At 34.6% G+C, this 19,296-nt stretch carries 17 protein-coding genes; 6 read left to right on the plus strand and 11 right to left on the minus strand.

Going from position 1 to position 19,296, the window contains the following annotated elements; all coding sequences use genetic code 11:
• Nucleotide 1: 1 nt before the first annotated feature.
• From Z054_RS0119400 to Z054_RS0119410, 3 genes are all read left to right on the plus strand, one after another.
• Nucleotides 2–1,270, plus strand: a complete 1,269-nt coding sequence (locus Z054_RS0119400) for a hemolysin family protein (RefSeq protein ID WP_024771701.1) — start codon at nucleotides 2–4, stop codon at nucleotides 1,268–1,270.
• A 13-nt stretch (nucleotides 1,271–1,283) separates the two neighbouring features.
• Nucleotides 1,284–1,976: a lysoplasmalogenase gene (locus Z054_RS0119405; RefSeq protein WP_024771702.1), complete on the plus strand. Its 693-nt coding sequence runs from the start codon at nucleotides 1,284–1,286 to the stop codon at nucleotides 1,974–1,976.
• A 146-nt stretch (nucleotides 1,977–2,122) separates the two neighbouring features.
• Nucleotides 2,123–4,249: a peptidylprolyl isomerase gene (locus Z054_RS0119410; protein WP_024771703.1), complete on the plus strand. Its 2,127-nt coding sequence runs from the start codon at nucleotides 2,123–2,125 to the stop codon at nucleotides 4,247–4,249.
• 110 nt (nucleotides 4,250–4,359) lie between these two features.
• Here the strand turns inward: Z054_RS0119410 and galE are convergent, their stop codons facing one another.
• On the minus strand, nucleotides 4,360–5,376 hold the full coding sequence (gene galE / locus Z054_RS0119415) for a UDP-glucose 4-epimerase GalE (RefSeq protein ID WP_024771704.1): 1,017 nt from the start codon (nucleotides 5,374–5,376) through the stop codon (nucleotides 4,360–4,362).
• Between the two features lie 42 nt (nucleotides 5,377–5,418).
• A complete protein-coding gene (locus Z054_RS0119420) occupies nucleotides 5,419–5,874 on the minus strand; it encodes a GAF domain-containing protein (protein ID WP_024771705.1) in 456 nt (151 codons plus the stop codon).
• A 196-nt stretch (nucleotides 5,875–6,070) separates the two neighbouring features.
• On the opposite strand from Z054_RS0119420, the gene Z054_RS0119425 reads away from it, so the two are divergent.
• Both Z054_RS0119425 and Z054_RS0119430 read left to right on the plus strand, forming a co-directional pair.
• Nucleotides 6,071–6,625, plus strand: coding sequence for a DUF3347 domain-containing protein (locus Z054_RS0119425; protein ID WP_152538614.1), 555 nt, complete (start codon nucleotides 6,071–6,073; stop codon nucleotides 6,623–6,625).
• Nucleotides 6,626–6,818: 193 nt separating this feature from the next.
• Nucleotides 6,819–7,583, plus strand: a complete 765-nt coding sequence (locus tag Z054_RS0119430; RefSeq protein WP_024771707.1) for a M15 family metallopeptidase — start codon at nucleotides 6,819–6,821, stop codon at nucleotides 7,581–7,583.
• Between the two features lie 101 nt (nucleotides 7,584–7,684).
• On the opposite strand, the gene aceA is transcribed toward Z054_RS0119430, so the two are convergent.
• Nucleotides 7,685–8,962, minus strand: a complete 1,278-nt coding sequence (aceA, locus tag Z054_RS0119435; protein ID WP_024771708.1) for an isocitrate lyase — start codon at nucleotides 8,960–8,962, stop codon at nucleotides 7,685–7,687.
• A 32-nt stretch (nucleotides 8,963–8,994) separates the two neighbouring features.
• Nucleotides 8,995–10,593 (minus strand): malate synthase A, encoded by a 1,599-nt coding sequence (gene aceB, locus Z054_RS0119440; protein ID WP_024771709.1) that lies wholly within the window; start codon nucleotides 10,591–10,593, stop codon nucleotides 8,995–8,997.
• A 216-nt stretch (nucleotides 10,594–10,809) separates the two neighbouring features.
• On the opposite strand from aceB, the gene Z054_RS0119445 reads away from it, so the two are divergent.
• A complete protein-coding gene (locus Z054_RS0119445) occupies nucleotides 10,810–12,285 on the plus strand; it encodes a helix-turn-helix domain-containing protein (protein ID WP_024771710.1) in 1,476 nt (491 codons plus the stop codon).
• A 130-nt stretch (nucleotides 12,286–12,415) separates the two neighbouring features.
• Here Z054_RS0119445 and groL read toward each other — a convergent pair whose 3' ends face one another.
• From groL to miaB, 7 genes are all read right to left on the minus strand, one after another.
• The gene (gene groL / locus Z054_RS0119450; RefSeq protein ID WP_024771711.1) at nucleotides 12,416–14,053 is read right to left on the minus strand and encodes a chaperonin GroEL; all 1,638 of its coding nucleotides are present in this window, start codon (nucleotides 14,051–14,053) and stop codon (nucleotides 12,416–12,418) included.
• A 123-nt stretch (nucleotides 14,054–14,176) separates the two neighbouring features.
• On the minus strand, nucleotides 14,177–14,452 hold the full coding sequence (locus Z054_RS0119455) for a co-chaperone GroES (RefSeq protein WP_024771712.1): 276 nt from the start codon (nucleotides 14,450–14,452) through the stop codon (nucleotides 14,177–14,179).
• 155 nt (nucleotides 14,453–14,607) lie between these two features.
• A complete protein-coding gene (gene secG / locus Z054_RS0119460) occupies nucleotides 14,608–14,937 on the minus strand; it encodes a preprotein translocase subunit SecG (protein WP_024771713.1) in 330 nt (109 codons plus the stop codon).
• A gap of 7 nt (nucleotides 14,938–14,944) precedes the next feature.
• On the minus strand, nucleotides 14,945–15,901 hold the full coding sequence (locus tag Z054_RS0119465; RefSeq protein WP_024771714.1) for a hypothetical protein: 957 nt from the start codon (nucleotides 15,899–15,901) through the stop codon (nucleotides 14,945–14,947).
• A gap of 60 nt (nucleotides 15,902–15,961) precedes the next feature.
• Nucleotides 15,962–16,468 (minus strand): LptE family protein, encoded by a 507-nt coding sequence (locus tag Z054_RS0119470; RefSeq protein ID WP_024771715.1) that lies wholly within the window; start codon nucleotides 16,466–16,468, stop codon nucleotides 15,962–15,964.
• A 5-nt stretch (nucleotides 16,469–16,473) separates the two neighbouring features.
• Nucleotides 16,474–17,739: a sigma-54-dependent transcriptional regulator gene (locus Z054_RS0119475; RefSeq protein ID WP_024771716.1), complete on the minus strand. Its 1,266-nt coding sequence runs from the start codon at nucleotides 17,737–17,739 to the stop codon at nucleotides 16,474–16,476.
• Between the two features lie 46 nt (nucleotides 17,740–17,785).
• Nucleotides 17,786–19,231: a tRNA (N6-isopentenyl adenosine(37)-C2)-methylthiotransferase MiaB gene (gene miaB, locus Z054_RS0119480; RefSeq protein ID WP_024771717.1), complete on the minus strand. Its 1,446-nt coding sequence runs from the start codon at nucleotides 19,229–19,231 to the stop codon at nucleotides 17,786–17,788.
• Between the last annotated feature and the right edge of the window lie 65 nt (nucleotides 19,232–19,296).

The raw sequence follows: 19,296 nt of genomic DNA on the forward strand, positions 1-19,296 counted from the left end.
CATGGAATTACATATCATTGTTATTATTCTTTCTCTTATTCTTTCAGCTTTTTTTTCAGGAATGGAAATCGCCTATGTTTCTTCTAATAAAATACACATAGAGATTGAGAAAAAACAAGGAGGATTTATCTCAAATATTCTGGCTCGCTTAACAAAAAAACCTTCCAAATTTATTGCAACCATGCTTGTTGGTAATAATGTAGCATTGGTTATATATGGGTTTTATATGGGCGAAATATTGATGAAAGTTATAGCAGGATATTTTCCTGAAATAGCAGGTAGCGTTACTTTGTTGCTGCAGACAACTATTTCGACGTTAGTGATTCTAATTACAGCAGAATTTTTACCCAAAGTGTTCTTTCAGATTTATTCTAATACATTACTTAAAGCCTTTTCGTTTCCGGCATATATCTTTTATGTTGTATTTACACCTATTTCATCATTTGTAATTTGGGTTTCTGATTTTGTGCTAAAAAAATTTTTGAAAACAGATGGAGATCAAGTTCAACTTGCTTTTAGTAAAACAGAACTGGGAGATTATATAAATGAGCAAATGGAAACTATCGAAGAGCATGACGAAATTGATAGCGAAATCCAGATTTTTCAAAATGCTTTGGACTTTTCAGACGTCAAGTCAAGAGAAGTAATGGTTCCCAGAACGGAGATAGTAGGAGTAGAAAAATTACAATCAATAGAAGAAGTAAGCACCTTATTTATAGATACAGGTCTGTCAAAAATAATTGTTTATAATAATACTGTAGACGATATTATTGGGTATGTACATTCTTTTGAATTATTTAAAAAACCTAAATCGTTAAGGGCAATTCTTTTACCAGTGGTTTTTGTTCCAGAAACAATGTTTGTTAAAGATGTATTGAATCTTCTGACCAAAAAAGGTAAAAGTATAGCTGTAGTGATCGATGAGTATGGAGGTACCAGTGGTGTTATTACTGTAGAAGATATTGTAGAAGAGCTTTTTGGTGAGATTGAAGACGAGCATGATTCTATAGCGCTTATCGAAGAACAATTATCAGAAAATGACTATCGATTTTCTGCAAGAATAGAAGTAGATCATATCAACGAGTCTTATAAGTTAGACCTTCCGGAAGATGAAAACTATGAAACACTGGGAGGGATGATTGTAAACCATACCGAAGAAATTCCTCAGCAAGGTGAAGAGGTAAAAATAGATGGTTTCAAAATTAAAATTATAGAAACTTCTAATACTAAAATTGAGATTGTAGAATTACATGTGATACCAGAGGATTAATAATACTGTTGCGATGAGCACAAAAACACAAAATCAGGGGGTTGTAGTATTTATTATAGTTTATATCATTATTGTGATATGTGACTTGGTTTGTAGTGGTAATGATGCATATTCGAGCTTTAGAGGTATTACAAAACCTTCAATTCTGGGTTCATTAATCACCTTCTTTTTAATACGTAGAAAAGGCCTCGGTATTTCTATATTTAGATTAATGATATTGGCCTTGTTGTTTTCTTTAGCCGGAGATGTACTGCTTTTATTTGTCATACAATCTCAACTTTTCTTTATTGCAGGTTTAGTTATGTTTTTGTTGGCACATGTAATGTATATTTTGGTCTTTCTTAAAAAACATAATAAGCATAAAAAAAATAAGGTGTTTCTTGTGCTAACAGTTGCGTATGGTGTAGGCTTGTTTTATTTGTTATACCCTGGGCTAGGAGATATGTTGTTTCCTGTGATGGTGTATATGATAGTAATTTTATTAATGTCAAATGCATCATATCTAAGAGAGAAGCGTGTTTCTCAGATAAGTTATCTCATGGTTTTTATAGGCTCTTTGTTTTTTATGATCTCTGATAGCATTTTAGCAGTTACAATGTTTTACCAGCCTTTACCTATGAGTAACATATGGATTATGGTTACATATGCGACAGCTCAGCTTTTGATAGTTTTAGGTGTTTTAAGACAAAAAAACCAAATTTTTTAAAGTAATAAAAGTACGTAAAAACCGGACTATTGTATATTAAAAACTGAAAGAGTTAAAACTTCATAAGACTTTCAGTTTTTTAATTGGTATTATTACAATAAAATGGTACTTTCGCCCACTATATTTTGAATAAATTATAAAATACCATGGCAGTTTTAAATAAAATCAGACAGCGTTCGGTTTTTCTAATCGTAATCATTGCACTAGCACTTTTCTCTTTTGTGTTAGCGGATTTGATTCGTAATGGAGGAGCCATTTCCCAGAAAGCTGAAAATACGATTGCAACAATAAACGGAAAAGATATTGATCGAACTGAGTTTGCTAGAAAAGTAGAACTAGCATCAAGAAGTTTTGGAGGAGGAACATCAAGCATCCAGGCAGTAAATTATGTGTGGAATCAAGAATTGAGAGAAACAGTTTTTGAAGAGCAATTCGAAGAGCTAAATATTAGAGTAGGAGAAGATCAGGTAAACCAATTGTTAGAAGAATCATTAGCAAGTAACCCTACATTTTTAAACGAAGCTGGAGTTTTTGATAAAGCCAAAATGCAAGAGTATGTTGCTAATGTAAAAGCTACTTCGCCACAAGCATATCAACAATGGTTAGATTTTGAAGTTTCTGTAAGTAAAGGTGCTAGAGAGCAAACTTATCTTAATATGATTAAAGCTGGTGTAGGATCTACTCTAAAAGAAGGAGAGCTGGCTTATAAAATGGAAAACGACAATGTAGATATCAAATATGTACAACTTCCGTTTTCAAGTATTGAAGATACAGAAGTAGAGGTGACTGATGCAGAAATTAAAGCGTATATCGATGCTCATAAAGATCAATATAAAGCAGAAGCTTCAAGAAGTATACGTTATGTGTTATTTAATGAAGTTCCTAGCGAAGAAGATGAGAATCAGGTAAAAGCAGAAGTAGCTGCATTATTAGATGATAAAGTAGAATTTAATGAAGCAACCAAAACGAATGATTCGATTTTGGGATTCAAAAATATTGATGTAAAAGATGCAGAAGAGTTTGTAAATCAAAATTCTGCTGTAAAGTTTGATGGTGGATTTAAGTTTAAAAAAGATTTACCAACTACAGAGGCAGATACAATTTATAACCTTGGTATAGGAGATGTGTATGGTCCATATAAAGATGGAGATTATATTAAAATTTCAAAGGTAGTTGCGCAAAAGCAAATACCAGACTCGGTTAAAGCAAGTCATATTTTGGTTTCTTGGGCTGGATTAGGTACTGCAGGTGATACAAAACGAACTAAAGAAGAAGCAAAGACCTTAGCAGATAGTATTATTGCAGTAACCAAAGCAGATAATACACAATTCTCGGCGCTGGCAACACAATTCTCTGCAGATACTTCTAGTAAAGATAAAGGAGGGGATCTTGGGTATTTCTCACCAGGTAGAATGGTTCCTGCTTTTAATGATTATTGTTTCGAAAACAAAACTGGAGATCAGGGAATTATAGAAACACAATTTGGATATCATATTATAAATATAGAAGATCAAAAAAATGAGCAAAAAGCTATAAAAGTAGCTACAGTAGCTCAAAAGGTTGAGCCAAGTGAAAAAACTATCAATGCTATTTTTACTGAAACAACCAAATTTCAGATTTCAGCTAGAGATAAAGATTTTGAGGAAGTTTCTAAAGAAAATGAATTAGCTGTACGACCAGTAAATAAAATCAAAGAATTAGATGAAAATATTCCTGGGTTAGGAGCTAGAAGAGCAATTGTGCAATGGGCTTTTAACGAGGAATCTAAAGTAGGTGAAATAAAACGCTTTGATATTCCTGAAGGTTATGCGGTAGTTCAATTAACTGAAAAAGAAGATGAGGGATCAATGAAAGTAGAAGATGCAAGTTTAACTATAAAACCAATCTTGGTTAAAGAAAAGAAGGCAGAAAAATTAAAAAGTAAAATTTCTGGTAGCGCACTTGATGCAATCGCTCAAAGTCAAGGGCAAACTGTGAAAGTTGCTTCTGCATTAACCATGAAAACTCCAACTATTGGTGGAGCGGGAACTGAACCAAAAGTAGTGGGAGCAGCCTTTGCTTTAGAATCAGGAAAGATGTCTGGTCCTATTGTTGGTAATAATGGAGTGTATGTTATAGAAGTAACTAAGAAAACACCAGCCAGTGGTTTAGATACATACATGAGCTATGCATCACAAGCTTCTAAAACTCAGACAGGAGCAGTTAATACTAAAGTTTTTGAAGCACTTAAAGAGGCTGCAGAAATAGAAGATAAGAGATCTAAATTCTACTAGAAGATATAGTAGATTGATATGATAAAATAAAAAATCCTGAAGAATTATTCTTCAGGATTTTTTATTTTATCAGTTCTAATTTTTTGTTTCTAACCTCTAACCTCTAACCTCTAACCTCTAACCTTTTGTTCCCATTTCCAGGCAGAAGTAAGAGAATCGTCTAAACTACTTTTTGCTTTCCATCCTAGTTCATTATTTGCTTTAGTAGTATCTGCATAGGCTGCTGTGATATCGCCTTCTCTTCTTTCTACAATTTTATAATTTAATTTTTCCTTAGATACTTTTTCAAAGGATTGTATAACTTCAAGAACAGAACTTCCTGTTCCGGTGCCTACATTAAATACTTCGTAATTAGATGCATTCTTACCGTCTAGCAATCGTTGTAAGGCTACTACGTGAGCTTTTGCAAGATCTACGACATGTATGTAGTCTCTAATGCAAGTTCCGTCTGATGTAGGGTAATCATCACCAAACACAGACAATTGCTCTCTTAGTCCTATTGCAGTTTGTGTAATAAAAGGAATCAGGTTTTGAGGAACCCCAATAGGTAGTTCTCCGATTTCTGCCGAAGGATGCGCTCCAATTGGATTAAAATAACGTAAAGCAATAGCTTTTAAGGCTGGGTGTACTTTGCAGGTATCTCTTATGATCTCTTCTCCAATCTGTTTTGTGTTTCCGTAAGGAGATTCTGCTGTTTTAACCGGGGCATCTTCTGTGATTGGTAACTCATCTGCTTGGCCATATACAGTGCAGGAAGAACTAAAAATAAAACTAGCCGATGCTTTGTCGGCTAATTGTTGCAGGATATATACCAGAGTCGATAAATTATTCTCATAGTATAATAAAGGTTTTTCTACGCTTTCACCTACGGCTTTTGATGCTGCAAAATGAATAACCCCTTCTATGTCATTATGACGTTTAAAGAACTCTTGAACCTTATCCTTTTCTCTAAGATCAAATTTTTCAAAAACAAGATCTTTTCCTGTGATTTCACAAATTCCTTTAATCACATCGGGTGATGAATTCGAACAATTGTCAATAACAACAACTTCATACCCTTTGTTTTGTAACTCTACAACGGTGTGAGAACCAATAAACCCCAATCCCCCCGTGACTAAGATTTTCATATGTAAAATGATTTAATATTCGCACCAACGAAGGAACAATAATTAAAGGATTTTAGCAACTTCTTGATTTACAAATTCTAAAAATCGCTCATCTTTTTCTGTAAATGGATCTGAGCTCTCAGAGTCAATATCAATCTGGCCGATATTTTCTCCGTTCTTGAATAGAGGGACTACGATTTCGGATTTAACAGTTAGGCTGCATGCAATATAATTATTTTGCGCTTGCACATCCGGAACCACAAAATTCTCATTAGAAATAGCAACCTGACCACAGATTCCTTTTCCAAAGGGAATGATTTCGTGATCTGTTTTTTCGCCAACATATGTGCGTAGCTTTAACTCTTCTTTATCTTGGTTTTTAAAATAAAAACCAACCCAGTCATAGTGGTCTATATTTTCTTTAAGTAGTTTGCAAATCATATACAATCTATCTGTGACAGATTCATCATTATCTTTAAGTATATGAGTAACTTGGGGTTTTAAATCTTCAAAAAGCATTCCTGTACAATTTTTTCCCGGCAAAAATATCTAAAAAAATTATAAAAGCCTCTTATTTAGAATGGTATTGTTTTGTTAAAAAATCTTTCAAAAAATAAAAATGCATTGGTGATTGTTTTATATATAGAGTATTTTTGATGCCTTAATAGTAAAGAAACTAGATTAATTTTTAATATATAATTACATATATAGTGTTTTGAAAACAACAGGAAGATTTTTTGTAGTAGTAGTGTTTATGGCTCTAGCGGTCATATCTTGTAATAAAGACAAGAAGCCCGAATCGGTTATTATTGATGAAAGTGTAAATGAAACTGTAGATTATAATAAGACAGATTCTAGATCAGAAGTTAAGTTTTCTGATGTGAAAATTCAAGAAATATATGGTTTGTATCTATCTGTAAAGGCTGCTTTGGTAAATTCTAAAAGTGATGTTGTACAGGTAGAAACAAAAAAATTAGAAGCTGTTATTGAAGATTCAGAAGAGAATGTGCAACTTAAAGCAGTTTCAAAACTCATTTCACTAACCAAAGACATTAAAAAGCAACGTGATTTTTTTGTTACATTAACTAGTGAAGTGGAAAAACTAGTTGGTAACGCTGAAATTACATCGGGAGAAGTGTATAAGCAGTTCTGTCCTATGGCATTTGATGGAGAAGGAGGATATTGGTTATCTGATTCTGAAGAGGTTAGAAATCCGTATTATGGAAAAGGGATGCTTGTCTGCGGAAGTGTAGAAAAGACGTTTAAATAACAGGTGAATTCATGTTATTTTAATATAAAATATAAAAAATATTTTGTCTATAGAGAAGTAAGAAAATACTTATGATAGAAATATTGATTATATTTAAAGAAATCAAGTACGTAGATAAACTAATTTTGAGGGAAATCGGTGATATTAAAAATGTACTGGATTAGTATTGTAATTGGGATAAAACAAAAAGGATATGATTGAGAAAAAATTAGTCTTGTTGATTTTTTCTGTACTCTTTTTTTCCTGTAGTGAAGCAAAAATAGTTTCTGGGCCTACAGCCCGGACGGTTGCTCTTATAGAAAAATCTAAAGCACTACAGTTACGGGGAAAAAAAGTTGAACAGAGTATGCTCAGAAAAAAAGATTCGATAGTAATGCTTATCGGTGGGCCGAGTATACAAGTCACTTCAAATGATAAAGATTTTGTAAACATAGAGAGCATGTCTAGTGAGTTTATTTTGGATATGAAATATGCTACTTCTGATAATTTTTTAAAGGAAAAAGTCTATTCTTGTGCCAAATGCTTTGTTAGAAAAGATGTGGCAGAAGCACTTATAAAGGTAAATAATGATTTACTTGCTCAAGGGTATAGAATACAATTTTTTGACTGCTATCGCCCATACAGTGTGCAGAAAAAAATGTGGAAGATTTTTCCTAATCCTGGATATGTTGCAGATCCTAAGGGGGGATCAGTGCATAATAGAGGAGCAGCTGTAGATATTACTTTAGTCAGATCAGCAGGTGGGCATGTTGATATGGGTACAGACTTTGACCATTTTGGAAAAAAAGCACATCATTCTTACAGCTCACTTTCGCAAACGGTACTTGGACATCGTAAGCTATTAAGGGAAGCTATGGAGAAGCATGGCTTTAAGACTATAAAAACAGAATGGTGGCACTATAATTTTAAAGGAAATACAAAGTATAAAATATCGGATTTCAAGTGGAAATGTGATTAATACCTGAGGTAGGCAATGACTAAAAAAAACGACACTCATCTTAATGAATGCCGTTTTTAGAGCACAATAATTGTAAAAATCGGAAAAATCATGCTTTGTATTTAGAACTGCTTGACTTCTGTGCTGCCTTCCATAGCAACAGTCGAAGCTTTACCTGCAGTTACTGTATTTTGTACAGCATCAAAATAGGTAGTGCCTACAAATCCTTGATGTTTTACTGCGCGAAATCCATCTTTTTGTAGCGCAAATTCCCTTTCTTGTAATTCAGAATAGCCTGCCATTCCTCTTTCTTTATATGCTTTAGATAATTCAAACATACTTGTGTTTAATGCATGAAATCCTGCAAGAGTAATAAATTGAAATTTATATCCCATGGCGGCTAACTCTTCTCTAAATGTTTCCATTTCTGAAACAGAAAGCTTTGCAGCCCAATTAAAAGAAGGAGAACAATTGTACGCCAGCATTTGATCTGGATATTTGGCATGGATAGCTTCAGCAAATTTACGAGCTTGTTCTAAATCTGGATTACTGGTTTCCATCCAAATTAGATCCGCATATGGCGCATATGATAGTCCTCTGTCTATACCTTGCTCTATTCCGTTATTTACATGAAAGAAACCTTCATCTGTGCGTTCTCCTGTAACAAACTTTCTGTCACGTTCGTCTACATCACTGGTCAATAAATTGGCTGCATCGGCATCGGTACGCGCAATAATAACTGCTGGTACTCCCATTACATCTGCAGCAAGACGAGCTGCTACTAATTTGTTAATCGCCTCCTGAGTGGGAACTAATACTTTTCCACCAAGGTGCCCACACTTTTTTGCAGAACTTAATTGATCCTCAAAATGAACTCCACTGGCGCCCGACTCAATCATAGATTTCATCAATTCAAAAGCATTTAGGTTTCCTCCAAAACCAGCTTCGGCATCTGCTACGATAGGAACTAAATAATCCTTTTTGTTTTCTTCACCATTTACTACTTGTATTTGATCTGCTCTTAGCAAAGCGTTATTGATTCTCTTTACTACTTGCGGAACACTATTAACAGGGTATAGAGATTGATCCGGATACATTTGCCCTGCAAGATTAGCATCTGCAGCCACCTGCCATCCGCTTAAATATATAGCTTCTAACCCAGCTTCTACTTCCTGTACTGCCTGATTACCTGTTAGCGCACCTAATCCCGCTATAAACCCCTGTGTTTTTAATTTCATCCATAGTTTTTCCGAACCTTGTTTGGCTACACTATGTTCGATTTTGTATGATCCTTGTAATTTTACTACTTCTTCGGCAGTATACGGACGTTCTACATTTTTCCATCTTGGATTTGTAGTCCAATCGATAATCAATTCTTCTATTCTTTGTTCTGTGTTCATGACTTATTGATTTTACTATATATTGATTTATTTTATATGTATTGATATGCTCTATTGGTGAGGAATTCTTCAAACTCATCAGATGTTACCAGTTTTTCGAAAATCTGGATGGCATTTTGATAATTTTCGGTTTCGAAGAGTGAACTTCCTACCTGCTTTTTAATTACCTTAAGTTCATCTTTAAAAAGACTGTTAAATAACGAGTTATTGAGTGTTCTGCCGTCATCTAAAGTCACTTCCTGTTGTAGCCATTGCCATATTTGAGTTCTGCTAATTTCTGCAGTAGCTGCATCTTCCATTAGATGGTATAGTGCTACTGCTCCATTACCTCCTAACCAGGTTGCGATATAATGAATTCCTACATTAATATTTTGCCGTATTCCTTTTTCGGTAATGGTACCTTTTGGGATCGCTAAAAGATCATTTTCGGTAATGTTTATATCATCACGTTTAACATCCATTTGATTAGGGTTTGGCATATGAGTATCAAATACACGCATTGCCAATGCTACCAGTCCTGGATGTGCTACCCATGTGCCGTCATGACCGTTTTTTACTTCTCGTTCTTTATCGGCTTGTACTTTGGCATAAGCAATTGCATTTCTGTCTTCGTCTTCTTTAATCGGGATTTGTGCAGCCATACCACCTATTGCCAGGATATTCCTTTTATGACATCTTTGAATTACCAGCTTGCTATATGCATCCATAAAAGGGCTGGTCATTGTTACCTGGGCACGATCTGGAACTACGAATCCTGGATGATTTCTTAATTTTTTAATGTAGCTGAAAATATAATCCCATCTTCCGCAATTCAATCCAACGATATGATCTTTTAATGCATAGATAATTTCATCGAGTTGAAAACTTGCTGTAATAGTTTCTACCAAAACAGTCACTTTTACTGTTCCGTGTTCCATACCTAAATATTCTTCAGAAAAATCAATCACATCATTCCACCATATAGCTTCGGTAAAATGCTCTAGTTTAGGGATGTAATAATAAGGTCCAGTACCGTTTTCTTTAAGCTGTTCATTGTTATGAAACAGATACAAAGCAAAATCAAATAGGGAAGCAGATATTTCTTCTCCTTTTGTTAAAAGGTGTTTTTCGTTAAGATGTAAACCTCTGGGTCTTACGATTAATGTGGCTGTTTTTTCATTGAGCTTATAGGTTTTGTCTCTTTTTGGGTTATAAAACGAAATAGTTTTGTTAACCGCATCTTTCAAGTTTTTTTGTCCTTGAAGACAGTTTTCCCAAAGGGGAGTATTGCTATCCTCGAAGTCGGCCATAAATGTTTTGGCGCCAGAGTTTAAAGCGTTAATTACCATTTTTCTCTCAACAGGCCCTGTGATTTCGACTCTTCGATCTTGTAGATCCATAGGAATTGGTGCGGCTGCCCATTCGCTATTGCGAATCTCCTTGGTGTTTTCTGGAAAAGAAGGGTGAGTTCCCAAATCAAATAGTTGTTGTTGGCTTTCACGGTTTTTTAAAAGGACTAATCGCCTTTCATTAAAACGATTTTGTAAGGCTTCTAAAAAGATCAGGGCTCCATCGGTCAATATTTCGGGATGGTAGTTTTTAACTTCTTTGGCGAAGCTAATTTTCTGACTAAGGTTTGTTTGAATTTCCATCTGTTTAAAAATTTAAATGACTGGTTAATCTATTGATATAATGCGCCTGTCAATGATGATTTTTCTTAATACCCATTATGGGCTTCCATGACTAATATCGTTTGAGTGAACAATATTATAAAAAAGTTTTTTATAAAACAAGCGAACGTTCGCTAAATGTGAACTTTTTGTTTTTTCGAGAATTACGCAAAAATGGTTACTTTTGAACTTATGGCAATAGCAGAAGAATATATTAGATTGATTTTTGGCCTGAAAATCAAGCAGATACGAACAGAGAAGGATTTATCTCTTTTTGGATTATCGAAGTTATGCGGACTTTCTAAATCGTATTTAAATGAAATAGAAAAAGGAAAAAAGTACCCTAAGACAGATAAAATTATCAAACTTGCTGAGACATTTGATGTTCCTTATGATAATTTGGTTTCTCTAAAATTGGATAAAAATCTGGCACCTATTGGTGAAATTTTGCAATCTGGGATATTAGATGAGATTCCGTTAGAACTGTTCGGGATACAGCAAAGCGATTTAATTGATATTATAGCAAATGCACCATCAAAAGTTAATGCATTTATAAGTACGATTATTGAGATTGCACAGCATTATAATATGAGCAGAGAAGGTTTTTATCTGGCTTCATTGCGATCTTATCAAGAGGCACATAATAACTTTTTTAAAGACCTTGAAGATAAGGCTGTACGATGTGCAAACTCATATCAGTTGGATTTAGGCGGAAAAATTACTTCGGCTGATTTAGAGGATATTCTTAAAGAAGAATATGGGTATACAATTAATGCCGCCGGGATTCCTAAACAGGAAGAATTGGATAACCTGAGATCGGTATTTGTGCCATCTACTAAAACACTTTTACTATCAGATCGAGTAGATGAAGCTCAAAAAACTTTTATTTATGCTAAGGAGCTAGGGTATCAATATCTGGAAATTACCGAAAGACCTTATACCTTTTCATGGATAAAGTATGATAATTTTGAAGAAGTGTTACATAATTTTTATGCGTCGTACTTTGCTGGAGCCTTAATTATTCCCAGAGCTCATTTGAAAGAACATCTTAAAGAGTTATTTTCAATGAAACGATTTTCTGAGAAAGCTTTTCATAAGATTATGAAATTGTACAACGCTTCTCCAGAATCTTTTTATCAACGTCTTACCAATGTATTGCCAAAAGATTTTGGTATGCAAAATGTATTCTTTCTCCGGTTTACTCATAAACTAGGGGCAGAGAAGTTTAATTTGGTTAAAGAGCTGCACATCACACATCAACAGCAACCTCATGCTAATGAGGTGAATGAGCATTACTGTAGACGGTGGATGGCTATAAAGATTTTACAGCATACAGCTACTGAGGATTTGGATTACGCGTTTAATATCCAAATCTCTGATTATGTAGATACAGACCAGCAATACCTGGTATTTACTTCGGCAACAAAGGACCCTTTTAGAAAAGACTATTATCGTAGTATTGGAATTGGATTTTTAAAGTCCTCTACTCTAGAGAAAAAAATCAATTTTGTTAATGATGCAAAAATATTAGAGGAAAAAGTAGGAGTCACTTGCGAATCATGTTCGCTGGTAGATTGTGAAGTTAGGATGGCTCCTCCAAAGCAATTATTAGCTAAGGAGAAACATAAAAAGACGGCAGAGTTGGTAGAAGGTATTATGAAACAATATTCTTAGTATTAGACAAGTTTAAAGATTGCCTTTTCGGTAAAAGAAAACCCCATCCTGAATTTTCAGAATGGGGTTTTGTACTCTTAACAAATTTATATTCACAAACTTGCTAAATATTTTTGCTGTCGCCGGACGACTACATCATTCCTGGCATACCTCCGCCCATTGGTGGCATTGCACCTCCGGCTGGAGCATCTTCTTTAATGTCTATTAGTGCACATTCTGTAGTAAGAATCATACCTGATACAGAAGCTGCATTTTCAAGAGCTATACGTGTTACCTTTTTAGGATCGATGATTCCTGCTTTTAGCATATCTACATAATCTTCAGATTTGGCATCATATCCAAAATTGTCTTTACCTTCAAGAACTTTAGAAATTACTACAGACCCTTCGCCTCCAGCATTTTCTACAATTGTTCTAAGTGGTGATTCGATTGCACGGTTTACAATTTGTACACCTGTAGCCTCATCAGCGTTCTCGGTTTTTACTTTGTCTAATACAGCTTTAGCTCTTACCAAGGCAACACCACCACCGGCAACAATACCTTCTTCTACAGCAGCACGAGTAGCATGAAGTGCATCATCTACACGGTCTTTCTTTTCTTTCATTTCTACTTCAGAAGCAGCACCTACATATAGTACGGCAACACCACCAGCTAACTTTGCTAAACGCTCTTGTAGCTTCTCTTTGTCATAGTCAGAAGTAGTAGTTTCTATTTGTGCTTTGATTTGATTTACTCTGTTTTTGATTAAATCATTATCACCAGAACCATTAACTACAGTAGTGTTATCCTTATCAATAGCCACTTTTTCAGCAGTACCTAAGTGCTCAATAGTAGTGTTTTCTAATGTAAAACCACGCTCTTCAGAAATTACAGTACCTCCTGTTAGGATAGCAATATCTTCTAACATTGCTTTACGTCTGTCTCCAAAACCTGGAGCTTTTACAGCTGCAATTTTAAGTGCTCCACGTAGTTTATTTACTACAAGTGTTGCTAATGCTTCTCCATCTACATCTTCTGCGATGATCAAAAGTGGTTTTCCAGTTTGAGCAACAGGCTCTAAGACAGGAAGAAGGTCTTTCATAGCAGAAATCTTCTTGTCATAAAGTAAGATATATGGTGTTTCCAGATCAGCTGTCATTTTTTCGCTGTTGGTCACAAAGTATGGAGAAAGGTATCCTCTATCAAATTGCATTCCTTCTACGATATCTACAGTGGTATCTGTTCCTTTTGCTTCTTCTACTGTGATTACTCCTTCTTTACCAACTTTCTCAAAAGCTTTGGCAATAAGATCTCCAATAGTTTCATCATTGTTAGCAGAAATAGCTGCTACTTGTTTGATTTTATCAGAAGAGTCACCTACTTCTTTTGTTTGTTTTGAAAGATCTTCTGTGATCGCTTTTACAGCTTTATCAATACCACGCTTAAGATCCATTGGATTTGCGCCAGCTGCTACATTCTTAAGCCCTTCTTTTACGATAGCTTGTGCTAATACTGTTGCTGTGGTAGTACCATCTCCTGCAAGATCATTCGTCTTAGAAGCTACTTCTTTTACCATTTGTGCTCCCATATTCTCAAGAGCATCCTCAAGTTCAACTTCTTTAGCTACAGAAACACCATCTTTGGTTACTGTGGGAGCTCCAAAAGATTTACTGATAATTACATTACGACCTTTAGGTCCTAAAGTTACTTTTACCGCATTAGCTAATGCATCTACACCACGTTTGATACCGTCACGTGCTTCTATGTCAAATTTTATGTCTTTTGCCATAATTAATTTTTTTAAAAAATTAAAATCCAAATCTCAACATTCAAAACTTCCAGAATATCTTAATGGAATTTATTGAATAAAGTAGTGGATTTGTTTTTTTGTGATTTTTAAATTGATACTTTCTTATACGATAGCAAGGATATCATCCTCACGCATGATTAAATAATCCTTTCCATCTAATTTTAATTCGGTACCAGAATATTTACCGTAAAGTACGGTATCACCAACTTTAACAGTCATGTCGTGATCTTTTTTACCGCCACCTACAGCAGCTACTTTACCTTTTTGTTGTTTTTCCTGGGCTGAGTCAGGAATAAATAATCCTGATGCTGTCTGCGTCTCTGCGGGAAGTGGCTCTACAACTACGCGGTCTGAAAGAGGTTTGATGTTTACTCCCATTATGATTTGTTGTTTTTTTTGTTAAAATTAAAATGAAATCTTCGATGCTTCTTATTTCAGAAATTATGCCAGTGGGGCGATACTGACAAATTGAAACAAAAAATGTCGACTATATGACAAGTCGACATTTTTGTTGTTGCTTTTTTTAAAAGATGTTATTCTTTGTCATCTTTTCCTGTTGCTGGAGGAGTTACAGGAGTTTCTACCTGAACATCTTCAGTGTTAACTTTTGATTCTGGAATAGAACTTCCACCCATTAAATCTATATTAGATAGTAGGATTAATACCAGTAATAGCGTAGCTAAAGTCCAAGTACTCTTGTCTAAGAAATCTGTAGTCTTTTTTACACCACCTAGTTGTTGTGTTCCACCACCACCAAAAGAAGAAGATAATCCACCTCCTTTAGGGTTCTGTACCATAATTACTATTACCAGTAAAAAAGATACGATAACGATTAGTATTAAAAATATTGAAAACGTTGTCATTATATTGTTATTTATTTTCTTGTAATTTTTTTATCGCTCGAATTTGGTCTGCAAAGAAACCACTTTTTTCGGGATTTTTCAAAATTAATATGCTATAAGCCTGAATTGCTTTTTTATAGTTTTTTTGAACCAAATATACTCTGGCCAAAGTTTCTGTCATTAATTCGTCTGAAGAGACCAGGTTTTCCTTAGCCAGATTGCGTGCAGGAGTATTTTTGTTAGCAGGTTGTATCTTAGGATTATTAGTGATAAACTCATCAATTAGATCGAATTTATGTTTTTGGTCTAATGATTTGACGTGCTTTTTTTCTTCAATTTCAGGAATTGGAGTCTTGATTTCCTGGTTAGAATCTCTATCTATTGGATTTAAAGAGGTTAATTTTAACCATTCTGCAAAAGAATGTGTTTCTTTTTTATTAAAATCCAGAGGTTTATCAATTTGTAAAGTTTCTTCTGGAGTTTTGTTTTTGTCTTGAGTATTTTTTGATTGATCTTTTTCTGTTAAATCAGGAGTTTCAGACTCCGCAAATTCGATTTGTTTGTAAGAGCTGATTTCTTTTCTTTTAGAAAATAAAGTAGGATCCAGAACATCCTCTGCTTCTTCTATTTTCATTCTTACAGCATCATTCATATCCATTCTGGGGAGTGTTTTAATCTCTTCAGGATCGATAACTCTTATGTCAGACTTATGTTTCTTTTTTACTTCTTCACGATTATTACTTTCTTTAAAAAGATCAGAAGTAATAAAATCAAATAACACACTTCGATCTGTAGTATATGCTGCAGTGGTTTTTAATTCCTGATTATATCTAAAACTTTCCTCATCCTTCAGGGATTTTAATACCAATGATCTTGCCGACTGAAAATAAGGGAATGTCCTTGTTATTTTTTCAAGGGATTTTGCCTGCTCCTTATTTAATTGGGCAGGATTTTGAAGCAAATATGAAAACTCTTTAATATTCAATTAGTACTAATTATGTATTTTATTTATTATTCAACTCTTTGATAATAATAGCTATTGTTTTTACCATCTGGCAAGGGTGGCGTTAAACATATCTTGTGTGATTCTTTCAAAAATTACATCCAAGGCCTGATCTCTTATCGTGTTTTCTGATGAAGAAGCGGGGTAATCAAAGAAAAAAGAAAAACGTTGTTCCAGATCTTGAGTAGGGTCTTTTGTGTCATAAAACCTCATGTTTACTGCGATAGTTAACCGGTTTTGAGCAGCTGTTATATTTGATGTTGCTGTATTTGGAGAAACATAATCTTGTACGATTTCTCCTTCGTATATAATATCTCCTCCAGAAGTAGAAAGGCTAAGATTAGTTTGATTAAGGATTAAATCTTGTAGCTGATTGGTAAAAGTTTGATCGGCTCCAGGAAAAATTCTCGGGGATTGATTTTGGAAAAAATTAACTTGAAATGTCTTTGTGTCGGGAGAAATATTTGTTCCGGTAAAGGAATATGCTCCACATCCCTGAAACAAGATTATTACAATTAGTATTGCTGCTATATGTTTTAATGTTCTCATCAATGTTATAAATCGTATTGTTTTATTTTTCTGTACAAGGTGCGTTCACTAATCCCTAATTCTTCTGCTGCTGCTTTGCGTTTACCTCTATGACGTTCTAAAGACTTTTTAATCAATTCCAGTTCTTTATCATGCAATGATAATGTTTCTTCTTCTTCAATCTCCTCAGCAAAATGATATTTATCATCTTCTTGTCGCTGGATTGCAATTTGAGATGGTATTTCGAGCACTTCAGAGGTTGTTGCCGGTCTTGTAGGCTCTTCAAAATGTGTTTCTTCTTTCTTCTCTTGGTAAATTTTCTGAATTAACCCTTCGTTATCTTTTTGTACTTGTTGCGTATTACCACTTTGCATTAGCTCCATGGTTAGTTTTTTGAGATCATTAAGATCACTTTTCATATCAAAAAGCACTTTATACAATATCTCTCTTTCGTTACTGAAATCACTTTCTTTTTTATCTGCAGAAATTACTGCGGGTAAATTACTTCCGATATTTGGTAAATACCCATGTAGGGTAGCTCCTGTTATCATTCTGTTTTGTTCAAGGACTGAAATTTGCTCTGCAACGTTGCGCAGTTGTCTGATATTACCACTCCAACGATGTTTTTCTAGCAGGATAACGGCATCTTCACTTAGACGAATTGTAGGCATCTTGTATTTGGTAGCAAAGTCAGAAGCAAATTTTCTAAATAGTAAATGAATGTCTTCTTTGCGATTTCTTAGTGGGGGTAAAAGAATTTCTACTGTACTAAGACGATAGTAGAGATCTTCTCTAAACTTACCTTTTTTAATGGCTTCAAACATATTAACGTTGGTAGCTGCTACAATACGAACATCTGTTTTTTGAACTTTTGATGACCCTACTTTAATAAATTCACCATTCTCTAATACTCTTAATAAACGTACTTGTGTAGTAAGAGGTAATTCTCCTACTTCGTCTAGAAATATAGTTCCGCCATCGGCTACTTCAAAATAACCATTTCGAGTTTGTGTGGCCCCTGTAAAAGCTCCTTTTTCATGACCAAAAAGTTCACTATCTATTGTGCCTTCTGGTATTGCTCCGCAGTTTACAGCAATGTATTTACCATGTTTACGATGAGATAGAGAGTGTATGATTTTAGGAATACTTTCTTTACCTACACCACTTTCCCCGGTCACTAAAACCGAAATATCGGTTGGGGCTACCTGGATCGCTTTTTCCACGGCACGGTTTAACTTAGGATCGTTTCCTATGATTCCGAATCGTTGTTTTATGGCTTGAATTGATTCCATTTATGGAGTTTGTTTTTTTGTTTTAATTGTATGTCTACAGTTGTAATTAATTATTCTCAGAATATCCAATCGCTTCACCAAGTAAAGTTGCACTGGTGCACTCATCTATACGAACCATTACAAAATCACCAATTTGATATTCTCCTTTTGGAAATATAGCTACAATATTTTTTGTAGTTCTCCCGCTCCAATGTTGATCAGATTTTTTAGATTCTTTTTCAATTAATACTTCAAAAGTTTGTCCGAGATAGCTCTGATGCCTATATGCACAGTGTGTTCGTTGTAATGCAATAACTTCTGCCAGTCTTCGTTTTTTTACATCTTCAGGAACATCATCTTCTAATTTACGCTCGGCAAGTGTTCCTGGTCTTTCAGAATAAGCATACATATATCCATGTTCATATTTTACATATTCTAATAGAGATAATGTATCTTGATGATCTTCTTCTGTTTCTGTAGGGAAACCGATAATCATATCTTGAGTAATTGCGCAATCTGGGATTATTTTTTTAATATTATCAACCAAATCCATATACTCTTGTCGAGTGTGTAAGCGATTCATTTCCTTAAGAATACGATCACTTCCGCTTTGTATAGGAAGATGGATATGCTTACAAATATTTTTATGTTTTGCCATAATCTCTATTACATCTAGTGTCATATCCTGAGGATTAGATGTAGAAAAACGAATGCGTAATTTTGGATATCTCTCGGCTGCCATATCCAGCAATTTGGTAAAATCTACTGCTGTAGCTTTTTGAAAATCACTAGCGTTGCCAAAATCTTTTTTCAGACCACCGCCATACCATAAATAACTATCTACATTTTGCCCTAATAAAGTAATTTCTTTAAAATTTTTAGATACCAGATCATCTATTTCTTTTAAGATACTTTGGGGATCCCGACTACGTTCTCTACCTCTGGTAAATGGTACTACGCAAAATGTACACATATTGTCGCAACCACGGGTAATAGATACAAAGGCAGATACTCCATTACTTTGTAAGCGAACAGGTGCAATATCACCATAAGTTTCTTCTTTAGAGAGGACAACATTAACAGCATTACGTCCTGCATCTACTTCTTCGATTAGGTTAGGGAGATCTTTATATGCATCAGGCCCAACTACAAGATCAACTATTTTTTCTTCTTCTAGGAATTTACTTTTTAGACGCTCTGCCATACAACCAAGAACCCCAACTTTCATTTTTGGGTTGATTCTTTTTACGGCATTATACTTTTCTAGTCTTTTTCTAACTGTTTGCTCAGCTTTTTCTCTAATAGAACACGTGTTTACTAATACCAAATCAGCATCTTCGAGATTCTGGGTGGTATTAAAACCTTGTTTAGCCAGAATGGAAGCGACAATTTCACTATCACTAAAATTCATCTGGCAACCGTAACTTTCTATAAAAAGCTTACGTTTATTTTCTTTGTTCTGATCAAGAGCAAGTGACTGTCCCTGTATGCTTTCGTCAATAATCTTCTCCATAAAAATAATTCCTTATCGATTGGGGTCAAATAGTGTGCAAAGATACTTTTTAATACGATTTATGA

Origin of the sequence: Aquimarina macrocephali JAMB N27, assembly GCF_000520995.1 — a bacterium.
GTDB lineage: Bacteria > Bacteroidota > Bacteroidia > Flavobacteriales > Flavobacteriaceae > Aquimarina > Aquimarina macrocephali.

Excerpts from the sequence above, each read along its gene's own strand:
- Z054_RS0119455 (WP_024771712.1), bottom strand. The coding sequence starts at position 14,452 with ATGGGAGTAAACATCAAACCTCTTTCAGACCGCGTAGTTGTAGAGCCA.
- Z054_RS0119405 (WP_024771702.1), top strand. The coding sequence starts at position 1,284 with ATGAGCACAAAAACACAAAATCAGGGGGTTGTAGTATTTATTATAGTT.
- Z054_RS0119475 (WP_024771716.1), bottom strand. The coding sequence starts at position 17,739 with ATGGAATCAATTCAAGCCATAAAACAACGATTCGGAATCATAGGAAAC.
- Z054_RS0119470 (WP_024771715.1), bottom strand. The coding sequence starts at position 16,468 with ATGAGAACATTAAAACATATAGCAGCAATACTAATTGTAATAATCTTG.
- Z054_RS0119420 (WP_024771705.1), bottom strand. The coding sequence starts at position 5,874 with ATGCTTTTTGAAGATTTAAAACCCCAAGTTACTCATATACTTAAAGAT.
- galE (WP_024771704.1), bottom strand. The coding sequence starts at position 5,376 with ATGAAAATCTTAGTCACGGGGGGATTGGGGTTTATTGGTTCTCACACC.
- secG (WP_024771713.1), bottom strand. The coding sequence starts at position 14,937 with ATGACAACGTTTTCAATATTTTTAATACTAATCGTTATCGTATCTTTT.
- Z054_RS0119410 (WP_024771703.1), top strand. The coding sequence starts at position 2,123 with ATGGCAGTTTTAAATAAAATCAGACAGCGTTCGGTTTTTCTAATCGTA.
- aceA (WP_024771708.1), bottom strand. The coding sequence starts at position 8,962 with ATGAACACAGAACAAAGAATAGAAGAATTGATTATCGATTGGACTACA.
- miaB (WP_024771717.1), bottom strand. The coding sequence starts at position 19,231 with ATGGAGAAGATTATTGACGAAAGCATACAGGGACAGTCACTTGCTCTT.
- Z054_RS0119430 (WP_024771707.1), top strand. The coding sequence starts at position 6,819 with ATGATTGAGAAAAAATTAGTCTTGTTGATTTTTTCTGTACTCTTTTTT.
- aceB (WP_024771709.1), bottom strand. The coding sequence starts at position 10,593 with ATGGAAATTCAAACAAACCTTAGTCAGAAAATTAGCTTCGCCAAAGAA.
- Z054_RS0119400 (WP_024771701.1), top strand. The coding sequence starts at position 2 with ATGGAATTACATATCATTGTTATTATTCTTTCTCTTATTCTTTCAGCT.
- groL (WP_024771711.1), bottom strand. The coding sequence starts at position 14,053 with ATGGCAAAAGACATAAAATTTGACATAGAAGCACGTGACGGTATCAAA.